The 11,185-nt window shown below is 61.5% G+C and carries 10 protein-coding genes; 9 read left to right on the top strand and 1 reads right to left on the bottom strand.

Annotated features, from left to right (window positions below):
* Nucleotides 1-39: 39 nt before the first annotated feature.
* The 6 genes from odhB (at nucleotide 40) to L6D77_RS20190 (ending at nucleotide 7,755) form a co-directional block, all read left to right on the top strand.
* Nucleotides 40-1,263 carry a 2-oxoglutarate dehydrogenase complex dihydrolipoyllysine-residue succinyltransferase gene (gene odhB / locus L6D77_RS20215; protein WP_232883886.1) on the top strand — a complete coding sequence of 408 codons (1,224 nt, stop codon included), beginning with the start codon at nucleotides 40-42 and terminating at the stop codon, nucleotides 1,261-1,263.
* Nucleotides 1,264-1,359: 96 nt separating this feature from the next.
* The gene (gene lpdA / locus L6D77_RS20210) at nucleotides 1,360-2,796 is read left to right on the top strand and encodes a dihydrolipoyl dehydrogenase (RefSeq protein ID WP_012273351.1); all 1,437 of its coding nucleotides are present in this window, start codon (nucleotides 1,360-1,362) and stop codon (nucleotides 2,794-2,796) included.
* A 172-nt stretch (nucleotides 2,797-2,968) separates the two neighbouring features.
* Nucleotides 2,969-4,135: an ADP-forming succinate--CoA ligase subunit beta gene (gene sucC / locus L6D77_RS20205; protein WP_186520231.1), complete on the top strand. Its 1,167-nt coding sequence runs from the start codon at nucleotides 2,969-2,971 to the stop codon at nucleotides 4,133-4,135.
* Nucleotides 4,135-5,019 (top strand): succinate--CoA ligase subunit alpha, encoded by an 885-nt coding sequence (gene sucD, locus L6D77_RS20200; protein WP_110993989.1) that lies wholly within the window; start codon nucleotides 4,135-4,137, stop codon nucleotides 5,017-5,019. Before sucC ends, sucD begins: the two co-directional genes overlap by 1 nt.
* Nucleotides 5,020-5,478: 459 nt before the next feature.
* Nucleotides 5,479-6,792, top strand: a complete 1,314-nt coding sequence (gene brnQ / locus L6D77_RS20195; RefSeq protein ID WP_232883887.1) for a branched-chain amino acid transport system II carrier protein — start codon at nucleotides 5,479-5,481, stop codon at nucleotides 6,790-6,792.
* Nucleotides 6,793-7,005: 213 nt separating this feature from the next.
* A complete protein-coding gene (locus L6D77_RS20190) occupies nucleotides 7,006-7,755 on the top strand; it encodes a DUF599 domain-containing protein (RefSeq protein WP_232883888.1) in 750 nt (249 codons plus the stop codon).
* A gap of 67 nt (nucleotides 7,756-7,822) precedes the next feature.
* Here L6D77_RS20190 and L6D77_RS20185 read toward each other — a convergent pair whose 3' ends face one another.
* Nucleotides 7,823-8,095, bottom strand: a complete 273-nt coding sequence (locus L6D77_RS20185; protein WP_125464887.1) for a hypothetical protein — start codon at nucleotides 8,093-8,095, stop codon at nucleotides 7,823-7,825.
* 136 nt (nucleotides 8,096-8,231) lie between these two features.
* Between L6D77_RS20185 and L6D77_RS20180 the strand changes: the two genes are divergently transcribed.
* The 3 genes from L6D77_RS20180 (at nucleotide 8,232) to htpG (ending at nucleotide 11,178) form a co-directional block, all read left to right on the top strand.
* Entirely contained in the window at nucleotides 8,232-8,708 is a 477-nt protein-coding gene (locus L6D77_RS20180) for a PaaI family thioesterase (RefSeq protein ID WP_232883889.1), read from the top strand.
* Entirely contained in the window at nucleotides 8,705-9,163 is a 459-nt protein-coding gene (locus L6D77_RS20175; protein ID WP_232883890.1) for a PaaI family thioesterase, read from the top strand. The genes L6D77_RS20180 and L6D77_RS20175 overlap by 4 nt, the downstream gene beginning before the upstream one ends.
* A gap of 107 nt (nucleotides 9,164-9,270) precedes the next feature.
* The gene (gene htpG / locus L6D77_RS20170; RefSeq protein WP_232883891.1) at nucleotides 9,271-11,178 is read left to right on the top strand and encodes a molecular chaperone HtpG; all 1,908 of its coding nucleotides are present in this window, start codon (nucleotides 9,271-9,273) and stop codon (nucleotides 11,176-11,178) included.
* The last annotated feature ends 7 nt before the right edge of the window (nucleotides 11,179-11,185 follow it).

Here is an 11,185-nt window from a genome sequence, read left to right as displayed (position 1 = left end):
CTTCGCGCACCTGAAACCGAATTTAAGGAAACACAGATAATGGCTATCGAGATCAAAGCCCCAACCTTCCCGGAATCGGTTGCCGATGGCACCGTTGCCACCTGGCACAAGCAGCCGGGCGACGCCGTCAAGCGTGACGAGCTGATCGTCGACATCGAGACCGACAAGGTCGTCCTGGAAGTGCTGGCCACCGCCGACGGCGTGCTGGGCGCCATCGTCAAGGGCGAGGGCGACACCGTCCTGTCCGACGAAGTGCTGGGTTCGATCGTTGAAGGCGGCGCTGCTGCCGCTGCGCCTGCCGCCGCCGCTGCCCCGGCCGCTGCCCCGGCCGCCGCTGCCGCCGACGCTGGTGAAGACGACCCGGTTGCCGCTCCAGCCGCGCGCAAGCTGGCTGAAGAGAACGGCATCGACCTGGCTACCGTTGCCGGCACCGGCAAAGGCGGTCGCGTCACCAAGGAAGACGTGGTTGCAGCCGTTGCCAACAAGAAGTCGGCGCCTGCCGCCGCTCCGGCTGCCAAGCCTGCTGCCGCTGCCGCCGCTGTGGTGGTTGCCGCTGGCGACCGCACCGAGAAGCGCGTGCCGATGACCCGCCTGCGCGCCAAGATCGCCGAGCGCCTGGTCGAAGCCCAGTCGAACATGGCCATGCTGACCACCTTCAACGAAGTCGACATGACCGAAGTCATGGCCCTGCGTTCGAAGTACAAGGACCTGTTCGAGAAGACCCACAACGGCGTACGCCTGGGCTTCATGTCGTTCTTCGTCAAGGCAGCCACCGAAGCGCTGAAGCGTTTCCCGGCAGTCAACGCCTCGATCGACGGCAACGACATCGTCTACCACGGTTTTGCTGACGTCGGCGTTGCCGTCTCCAGCGACCGCGGCCTGGTGGTTCCGGTTCTGCGTAACGCCGAGTCGATGAGCCTGGCAGAAATCGAGAACGGCATCGCCACTTTCGGCAAGAAAGCCCGTGACGGCAAACTGTCGATCGAAGAGATGACCGGCGGTACCTTCACCATCACCAACGGTGGTACCTTCGGCTCGATGATGTCGACCCCGATCGTCAACCCGCCGCAGGCTGCCATTCTCGGCATGCACAACATCATCCAGCGTCCGATGGCCATCAACGGCCAGGTGGTAATCCGCCCGATGATGTACCTGGCGCTGTCCTACGATCACCGCCTGATCGACGGCAAGGAAGCGGTAACCTTCCTGGTGACCATCAAGAACCTGCTGGAAGATCCGTCTCGCCTGCTGCTGGACATCTAATCGCGCAGCTGCAAGCCGCAAGCCGCAAGCTTCAAGTAGAAGCGTGCGGGTCTTGCAGCTTGCAGCTTGCCGCTTGAAGCTAAAAAGGAATCTTTTATGACCCAGAAATTCGACGTAGTGGTGATTGGTGCAGGTCCTGGCGGCTATGTAGCCGCCATCAAGGCTGCCCAACTCGGTCTGAAGACTGCCTGTATCGAGAAGTACACCGACGCCGAGGGCAAGCTGGCCCTGGGCGGCACCTGCCTGAACGTAGGTTGCATTCCATCCAAGGCGCTGCTGGACAGCTCCTGGAAGTACAAGGAAGCCAAGGAGAGCTTCAACGTCCACGGTATCTCCACGGGTGAAGTGAAGATGGACGTCGCCGCGATGGTTGGCCGCAAGGCCGGTATCGTCAAGAACCTGACCGGCGGTGTTGCCACCCTGTTCAAGGCCAACGGCGTCACTTCGATCCAGGGCCACGGCAAGCTGCTGGCTGGCAAGAAAGTCGAAGTCACCAAGGCTGACGGCACCACCGAAGTCATCGAAGCCGAGAACGTCATCCTGGCATCCGGCTCGCGCCCGATCGACATTCCGCCGGCTCCGGTCGACCAGAACGTCATCGTCGACTCCACCGGCGCCCTGGAATTCCAGACCGTTCCGAAGCGCCTGGGCGTTATCGGTGCTGGCGTGATCGGCCTGGAGCTGGGTTCGGTCTGGGCTCGCCTGGGTGCTGAAGTCACCGTACTCGAAGCCCTGGACACCTTCCTGATGGCTGCCGACACCGCCGTGTCGAAAGAAGCCCAGAAGACCCTGACCAAGCAAGGCCTGGACATCAAGCTGGGCGCGCGCGTCACCGGCTCGAAAGTCAACGGCAACGAAGTCGAAGTCACCTACACCAACGCCGAAGGCGAGCAGAAGATCACCTTCGACAAGCTGATCGTTGCCGTTGGCCGTCGCCCGGTGACCACCGACCTGCTGGCCGCCGACAGCGGCGTGACCATCGACGAGCGTGGCTACATCTTCGTCGACGATCACTGCGCCACCAGCGTACCGGGCGTATTCGCCATCGGTGACGTGGTGCGCGGCATGATGCTGGCCCACAAGGCTTCGGAAGAGGGCATCATGGTCGTCGAGCGCATCAAGGGCCACAAAGCCCAGATGAACTACGACCTGATCCCTTCGGTTATCTACACCCACCCGGAAATCGCGTGGGTCGGCAAGACCGAACAGGCGTTGAAAGCCGAGGGCGTTGAGGTTAACGTGGGCACCTTCCCGTTCGCGGCCAGCGGCCGTGCGATGGCAGCCAACGACACCGGTGGTTTCGTCAAGGTCATCGCCGATGCCAAGACCGACCGCGTACTGGGTGTACACGTGATCGGCCCGTCCGCTGCCGAGCTGGTTCAGCAGGGCGCGATCGCAATGGAATTCGGCACCAGTGCCGAGGATCTGGGCATGATGGTCTTCAGCCATCCAACCCTGTCCGAAGCGCTGCATGAAGCAGCGCTGGCCGTGAATGGCGGTGCCATTCACGTCGCCAACCGTAAGAAGCGTTAATTATAAGAAACCACGGCGGGCTGCCCGTCGTGGGTCTTGCGTGCAAGACTCACCGCGGAACGTCCGCCGGACCGGATCACACGGGAAAACCCGGGGTCAACGGTCACAGGTGGTGCGGCGCCAGTAATGGCGCAGCGCCGAAGCGCAGTACCTAACGAAGACGGTAAAAAGCATGAATCTTCACGAGTATCAGGGTAAGCAGCTGTTCGCTGAATACGGCCTGCCAGTTTCCAAGGGTTTCGCAGTCGACACCCCTGAAGCTGCAGCAGAAGCCTGCGACAAGATCGGCGGTTCCGAGTGGGTTGTTAAAGCCCAGGTTCACGCGGGTGGTCGCGGTAAAGCGGGCGGCGTCAAGCTGGTTCGCAGCAAGGAAGACGCCAAGGCGTTCGCTGCCCAGTGGCTGGGCAAGCGTCTGGTGACCTACCAGACCGACGCCAATGGTCAGCCAGTGACCAAGATCCTGGTCGAATCCTGCACTGACATCGCCAAAGAGCTGTACCTGGGCGCTGTAGTCGATCGCTCGAGCCGCCGCATCGTGTTCATGGCTTCCACCGAAGGTGGCGTGGACATCGAGAAGGTCGCTCACGACACTCCTGAGAAGATCATCAAGGCGACTATCGATCCGCTGGTCGGCGCTCAGCCGTTCCAGGGTCGTGAACTGGCATTCCAGCTGGGTCTGGAAGGCAAGCAAGTTGCACAGTTCGCCAAGATTTTCGTAGGCCTGGCCAAGCTGTTCAAAGAGCACGACCTGGCCCTGCTGGAAGTCAACCCGCTGGTCATCAAGGCCGACGGCGACCTGCACTGCCTGGATGCGAAGATCAACATCGACGCAAACGCCATGTACCGTCAGCCTAAGCTGAAAACCTTCCACGACCCGTCCCAGGACGATCCTCGTGAAGCCCACGCAGCCAGCTTCGAGCTGAACTACGTCGCGCTGGAAGGCAACATCGGCTGCATGGTCAACGGTGCCGGCCTGGCCATGGGTACCATGGACATCGTCAACCTGCACGGCGGCAAACCCGCCAACTTCCTCGACGTTGGCGGCGGCGCCACCAAAGAGCGCGTTACCGAAGCGTTCAAGATCATTCTGTCCGACAGCAATGTCGCGGCCGTTCTGGTCAACATCTTCGGCGGCATCGTTCGCTGCGACATGATTGCCGAAGGCATCATCGGTGCAGTGAAAGAAGTCGGCGTTAAAGTTCCGGTCGTCGTTCGCCTCGAAGGCAACAACGCCGAACTGGGCGCTAAAGTACTGGCAGAAAGCGGTTTGAACATCATTGCGGCAACCAGCCTGACCGACGCTGCTCAACAAGTTGTAAAAGCTGCGGAGGGCAAGTAATGAGCGTCCTGATCAATAAAGACACCAAAGTCATCTGCCAGGGCTTCACCGGCTCGCAGGGTACTTTCCACTCCGAACAAGCCATCGCCTACGGCACCAAGATGGTCGGCGGCGTCACCCCAGGCAAGGGTGGCACCACCCACCTGGGCCTGCCGGTGTTCAACACCGTCAAGGAAGCTGTGCAAGCGACCGGCGCTGACGCTTCGGTGATCTACGTTCCGGCTCCGTTCTGCAAAGACTCGATCCTGGAAGCTGCCTTCGGTGGCATCAAGCTGATCGTCTGCATCACCGAGGGTATTCCTACCCTCGACATGCTGGACGCCAAGGTCAAGTGCGACGAGCTGGGCGTTACCCTGATCGGCCCTAACTGCCCAGGTGTCATCACCCCGGGCGAGTGCAAGATCGGCATCATGCCAGGCCACATCCACCTGCCAGGCAAGGTCGGTATCGTGTCGCGTTCCGGCACCCTGACCTACGAAGCCGTCAAGCAGACCACCGACGCCGGCTTCGGCCAGTCGACCTGCGTCGGCATCGGCGGTGACCCGATCCCAGGCTCCAACTTCATCGACATCCTGAAGCTGTTCCAGGAAGACCCGAAGACCGAAGCGATCGTCATGATCGGTGAGATCGGCGGTTCGGCTGAAGAAGAAGCCGCGGCCTACATCAAGGCCCACGTGACCAAGCCAGTGGTTTCCTACATCGCTGGTGTGACCGCTCCTGCGGGCAAGCGCATGGGCCACGCTGGCGCCATCATTTCCGGCGGCAAGGGCACTGCGGACGAGAAGTTCGCCGCCCTGCAGGACGCTGGTGTGAAGACCGTGCGTTCCCTGGCTGACATCGGCAAGGCCCTGGCCGAGCTGACTGGCTGGGAAGCCAAGAAGTAAGTAACACGTAGTACCCCCCACGCGCACAAAGGCCACCTTCGGGTGGCCTTTGTCGTTGTGGAGCTTCCCACAGGCCCTTAACGCCGGCAGGGGCGGAGCAGGTCCTGTGGGAGCGGCGGTTCGTCGCTGCGATTTACCCGCGAAGTGCTAGGCACGGGCGATGATGGAAAATCGATCATCCTTATCAGAATTTTCAACCAGACATCCGTCCGGATCCGCAATAAATTGTCGCCGAACACGGTCATCCAGACGACAAACACATACGCACATCGGACAAGCAGTACCGTCACAGTGCGTTTAACCGGTAAAACGGTTAATCTACGCGTTCACTCTGTGCCCGTGCCCCAAAAGGGAACGACACGCTAAACGGGTCTGGCTCATCAAGCCGGGCAACATTTCCCTCATTCATGGGGAAATTCCCTCACGAACCCCGATTTCAGCAGTGTGGTACTACCTTAAATGAAAGTGTTAAAAGGCCAGGATATCCTGGCACTTGGCTTTATGACGTTTGCGCTTTTTGTTGGCGCCGGCAATATCATCTTCCCGCCTATCGTTGGCTTGCAGTCCGGTCCACACGTGTGGATGGCGGCATTGGGCTTCCTCGTTACCGCGGTTGGCCTGCCGGTCATCACCGTGGTCGCCCTGGCCAAGGTCGGTGGCGGCATGGACGCCCTGAGCAGCCCGATCGGCAAGTTCTTCGGCGGCCTGCTGGCGGCCGTGTGCTACCTCTCGGTCGGCCCGCTGTTCGCCACCCCGCGCACCGCGACCGTCTCGTTCGAGGTGGGCGTGGCCCCGCTGACCGGTGAAAGCCCGCTGGCGCTGTTCATCTACAGCCTGGTGTATTTCCTCGTGGTGCTGGCCGTGTCGATGTATCCGGGCAAACTGCTCGATACTGTCGGCCGCTTCCTCGCCCCGCTGAAGATCATCGCCCTGGCCGCCCTCGGCATTGCCGCGTTCATGCTGCCGGCAGGCACCATCGGTGAAGCGCAGCCGCAATACGTTGCCGCGCCGTTCTCCCAGGGTTTCATCAACGGCTACCTGACCATGGACACCCTCGGCGCGCTGGTCTTTGGCATCGTCATCGTCAACGCCATCCGTTCGCGCGGCGTGGAGTCGCCTAAGCTGATCACCCGCTATGCCATCATCGCCGGCCTGATCGCCGGCGTGGGCCTTGCGCTGGTGTACGTCAGCCTGTTCCGCCTGGGCGCGGGCAGCCATGACATCGCCGCAGACGCCACCAACGGTGCCGCCGTTCTGCATGCCTACGTACAGCACACCTTCGGTTCGCTGGGCAGCGGCTTCCTCGCCGTGCTGATCGCCCTGGCCTGCCTGGTGACCGCGGTTGGCCTGACCTGCGCCTGCGCCGAGTACTTCAGCCAGATCCTGCCGCTGTCGTACCGCGCCCTGGTGGTGATCCTGGCGGGCTTCTCGCTGCTGATCTCCAACCTTGGCCTGACCAAGCTGATCATGTTCTCGATCCCGGTGCTCACCGCGATCTACCCGCCGTGCATCGTGGTGGTGGGCCTGAGCTTCGTCAAAGAGCTGTGGAATTCGCCGGTGCGCATCCTGGCCCCGGTGATGCTGGTGTCGCTGCTGTTCGGCATGGTCGATGCGATCAAGGGCAGCAGCCTGGCGCACATGCTGCCGGACGCCATGGCCCACCTGCCGCTGAGCGAGCAGGGCCTGGCCTGGCTGGTGCCGTCGGTGATCACCCTCGGTGTTGCCGTGGCCTGTGACCGCATGCTCGGCAAGCCGCGCGAAGTGCTGGCCTGATGCGTTGAAGCCTGAGGGCTGGCGCCGGCCACAAGCCGAAGGGCGCCAACCAAGGGTGCAGACCGAGGACCCCGCATCGAAAGGTGCGGGGTTTTTTATTGTCGTCCTGCTGTTCCGGCCTCATCGCCGGCAAAAACCAAGCTCCGGACAAGTGCCTTTTACCGAGTCCAGGCGTCGAAAGCCGGTCTACCTCTTTTCTGTGCGGGTATCTGCATGACCTTCATCCAAAACAACCTTGGCAATCTGCTGGCCATCAGCTGGTTTGCCCTCTGCTGGGGTGGTTACACCCGTTACGCCCTGTGGAAGGGCCGTGACACAGCATGCCTGGCCAGCGTGCTGCACCTGTACCGCGAAGACTGGATGCGCCGCATGCTGCTGCGCGACAACCGCATCGCCGATGCCAGCGTGATCGGCAACCTGGAGCGCAATGCCTCGTTCTTTGCCTCCAGCACCCTGATCATCCTCGCCGGCATCCTCACCGTGCTTGGCGCCTCGGACCGGGCGTTGTCGCTGTTGGCTGACCTGCCGTTGGTGCAGCAGACCTCCCAGGGCATGTCGGAAATCAAGCTCCTGTGCCTGGCGACCGTGTTTGTATACGCCTTCTTCACCTTCAGCTGGTGTATGCGTCAGTACAACTTCGCTGCGGTGCTGGTGGGTTCGGCACCGATGATCGGCGAGCGCCAGGTAAGCGAACAGGAGCGCAACGCCTTCGCGTCACGAGCGGCGCGGGTGCTATCCCTGGCGGCCAACCAGTTCAACCTCGGGCTGCGTTCGTACTACTTCGGCATGGCCATGTTGAGCTGGTTCATCAGCCCGTGGCTGTTCATGGTCATGAGTGTCGGTGTAGTGTTCATTCTGTATCGCCGTGAGTTCCACTCTCATGTACTGGAAGTGATGGTGTTCACGCCCACTCAAAGTGCAACGGCAGAGGCGGCCAAGGAAACTTCGGCAACCACCCACTGAAGCGTTTCATCTAAAACCAACAGGCACAAAAAAACCCGACATTGTCGGGTTTTTTTGTATTGGCCAATTACTGCTTGGCAGGCTCGCTCGGCGCTGGGGCAGCCGGAGTAGCCGGGGCGGCTTCTTCGGCGGCTTTCTGTTGCGCTTCGGCCTGATCTTTGGCGGCTTCGGCGTTTTCCTTGGCGGCTTCGTTCATCTTATCCTGAGCTTCGCCCATCTTCTCCTGGGCTTGCTCGGCGTGTTGCTGTGCGTCCTGGGCTTTGTCTTCGCTCGCTTTATCGCAAGCAGCCAGGCCCATGGCAGCGGCCAGCATCAGAGCAAAAGCAAAAGGTTTACGCATGGGGTGTCTCTCCTGGGTGGAATAACTTTGCTTGTTCCTAAGAGTTCACCGCGGGCGGATTAGTTCCACGAATGTTAAAGATATATAACTGCCCGGCCTATATAGACTTTTTTCCGGTTTTATGCAGCGAGGGTATATGAACGAAACGCCATTGATGGCCATGGCCGAGCGTTTTCTCTCGGCGTTGAAACACTGCCAGCTATTGCAGATGCGCGTTCACCACGCCGATGCCCAGGGTATGACCCTGGTGTTGCCCTGGTCGCCGGCGATTGTCGGCAACCCGCAGAACGGCGCGGTGCATGGTGGTGCGCTGACCACCCTGATGGACACCACCTGCGGTATGGCGACCTTGTGCGCGCTGCCGCGTTTCGAGGTATGCCCGACCCTGGACCTGCGCATCGACTATATGCACCCGGCCGAAGCCGGCAAGGACATCTATGGCCATGCCCAGTGCTACCGGGTCACCCGCGATGTGATTTTCACCCGGGGCAGCGCCTACCAGGACGACCCGTCGCAGCCGATCTGCCAGGTGGTCGGCACCTTCATGCGCCTGGGCCAGGACATCAAGGGCGGCATCCGCTTCGGCAACAGCCTCAAGGAGCCACGCCCATGATCCCCGCAGGCACCCGCCAGCAGTTGAACGAAGCCCACGCCCGTGGCGACTACCGCCCGCTGTTGGCGCTGATTCCCTACGCCGGGCTCATCGGCATCCAATGCGAGCGCCAGGGCGACGACCTGTTGTTCCGCCTGCCGGCCTGCGAGCACAACATCGGCAACCCGCTGCTGCCGGCCATCCATGGCGGTGTCATCGCCGGTTTCATGGAGCTGTCCGCGGCGCTGTACCTGCTGATCTACAGCGAAAGCGCGAGCATCCCGAAAATCATCGATTTTTCCATCGACTACCTGCGTGCCGGCCACTACCGCGACACCTTCGCCCAGTGCCAGCTATGGCGCCAGGGCCGGCGGGTGACCAATGTCGCCATCACCGCCTGGCAGGCCGACCGCGACACGCCCATCGCCACCGCCCGTGCACACTTCAAGATCGAACCCGAGAAACCGCTCGAATAGCCCCTTGAAATGGTCGGGCAAGCCCCCATCTGCTGAACATCCGCCGCAAAATGCAGGCCCACGGGGTCGCCAGGCGTCACCTACCAACAGATTGGAGTTTGAAGACGATGAGTGTGGAGACTCAAAAAGAAACCCTGGGCTTCCAGACCGAGGTCAAGCAACTGCTGCACCTCATGATCCATTCCCTGTATTCGAACAAGGAAATCTTCCTTCGCGAGTTGATTTCCAACGCCTCCGACGCTGCCGACAAGCTGCGCTTCGAGGCCCTGGCCAAGCCTGAGCTGCTCGAGGGCGACGCCGACCTGAAGATCCGCGTGAGCTTCGACAAGGCCGCCAACACCGTGACCCTCGAGGACAACGGTATCGGCATGAGCCGCGAAGACGTCATCGCGCACCTGGGCACCATTGCCAAGTCCGGCACCGCCGACTTCATGAAGAACCTCACTGGCGACCAGAAGAAAGACTCGCACCTGATCGGCCAGTTCGGCGTGGGCTTCTACTCGGCATTCATCGTCGCCGACAAAGTCGACGTGTTCAGTCGCCGCGCCGGCCTGCCGGCCGCTGAAGGCGTGCACTGGTCGTCCAGGGGCGAGGGCGAGTTCGAAGTTGCCACCGTCGACAAGCCGCAGCGCGGCACGCGCATCGTCCTGCACCTTAAAAGCGGTGAAGACGAGTTCGCCGATGGCTGGCGCCTGCGCAACATCGTCAAGAAGTACTCCGACCATATCGCCCTGCCGATCGAGCTGCCCAAGGAACAGGCCGAGGCCGCCGAGGGCGAAGAGGCACCTGCGCAGGAATGGGAAACCGTCAACCGCGCCAGCGCCCTGTGGACCCGTTCGCGTACCGAGGTAAAGGACGAGGAATACCAGGAGTTCTACAAGCACATCGGTCACGACTTCGAGAACCCGCTGGCCTGGAGCCACAACAAGGTCGAAGGCAAGCTCGAGTACAGCTCGCTGCTGTACGTGCCGGCCCGCGCACCGTTCGACCTGTACCAGCGCGAAGCACCGCGCGGCCTGAAGCTGTACGTGCAGCGCGTGTTCATCATGGACCAGGCCGAGTCGTTCCTACCGCTGTACCTGCGCTTCATCAAAGGCGTGGTCGATTCCAACGACCTGTCGCTGAACGTCTCCCGCGAGATCCTGCAAAAAGACCCGATCATCGACTCGATGAAGACCGCGCTGACCAAGCGCGTGCTGGACATGCTGGAGAAGCTGGCCAAGAACGAACCCGAGCAGTACAAGGGCTTCTGGAAGAACTTCGGCCAGGTGCTGAAGGAAGGCCCGGCCGAAGACTTCGCCAACAAAGAGAAGATCGCCGGCCTGCTGCGCTTTGCCTCGACGCACGATGACAGCGGCGAGCAGAGCGTCGCCCTGGCTGACTACCTGGCCCGCGCCAAGGAAGGCCAGGACAAGATCTACTACCTCACCGGCGAATCCTACGCCCAGGTCAAGAACAGCCCGCACCTGGAGGTCTTCCGCAAGAAAGGCATCGAAGTGCTGCTGCTGACCGACCGTATCGACGAGTGGCTGATGAGCTACCTCAGCGAGTTCGATGGCAAGGCCTTCGTCGACGTCGCCCGTGGCGACCTGGACCTGGGCAAGCTCGACTCCGAAGAGGACAAGAAAGCCCAGGAAGAAGTGGCCAAGGACAAAGAGGGCCTGGTCGAGCGCCTCAAGGGGGCGCTGGGTGACAGCGTTGCCGAAGTGCGTGTTTCGCACCGCCTGACCGACTCGCCGGCGATCCTTGCCATCGGCGAGCAGGACCTGGGCCTGCAGATGCGCCAGATCCTCGAAGCCAGCGGGCAGAAAGTGCCGGATTCCAAGCCGATCTTCGAGTTCAACCCAAGCCACCCGCTGATCGAGAAGCTCGATGGCGAGCAGAGCGAAGACCGCTTCGCCGAGCTGTCGCACATCCTGTTCGACCAGGCGGCGCTGGCGGCCGGTGACAGCCTGAAGGACCCGGCGGCGTATGTCCGCCGCCTCAACAAGTTGCTGGTTGAGTTGTCTGCTTGAGTTGATG

It is taken from the genome of Pseudomonas parasichuanensis (assembly GCF_021601385.1).
Lineage (GTDB): Bacteria > Pseudomonadota > Gammaproteobacteria > Pseudomonadales > Pseudomonadaceae > Aquipseudomonas > Aquipseudomonas parasichuanensis.
The sequence above is the reverse complement of the archived record's forward strand: the minus strand, read 5'-3'. Positions and strand labels throughout refer to the sequence as shown.

Bases quoted from the DNA above. Each gene is read 5' to 3' on its own strand.
- odhB (WP_232883886.1), top strand. From the start codon at position 40: ATGGCTATCGAGATCAAAGCCCCAACCTTCCCGGAATCGGTTGCCGAT.
- lpdA (WP_012273351.1), top strand. From the start codon at position 1,360: ATGACCCAGAAATTCGACGTAGTGGTGATTGGTGCAGGTCCTGGCGGC.
- sucC (WP_186520231.1), top strand. From the start codon at position 2,969: ATGAATCTTCACGAGTATCAGGGTAAGCAGCTGTTCGCTGAATACGGC.
- sucD (WP_110993989.1), top strand. From the start codon at position 4,135: ATGAGCGTCCTGATCAATAAAGACACCAAAGTCATCTGCCAGGGCTTC.
- brnQ (WP_232883887.1), top strand. From the start codon at position 5,479: ATGAAAGTGTTAAAAGGCCAGGATATCCTGGCACTTGGCTTTATGACG.
- L6D77_RS20190 (WP_232883888.1), top strand. From the start codon at position 7,006: ATGACCTTCATCCAAAACAACCTTGGCAATCTGCTGGCCATCAGCTGG.
- L6D77_RS20185 (WP_125464887.1), bottom strand. From the start codon at position 8,095: ATGCGTAAACCTTTTGCTTTTGCTCTGATGCTGGCCGCTGCCATGGGC.
- L6D77_RS20180 (WP_232883889.1), top strand. From the start codon at position 8,232: ATGAACGAAACGCCATTGATGGCCATGGCCGAGCGTTTTCTCTCGGCG.
- L6D77_RS20175 (WP_232883890.1), top strand. From the start codon at position 8,705: ATGATCCCCGCAGGCACCCGCCAGCAGTTGAACGAAGCCCACGCCCGT.
- htpG (WP_232883891.1), top strand. From the start codon at position 9,271: ATGAGTGTGGAGACTCAAAAAGAAACCCTGGGCTTCCAGACCGAGGTC.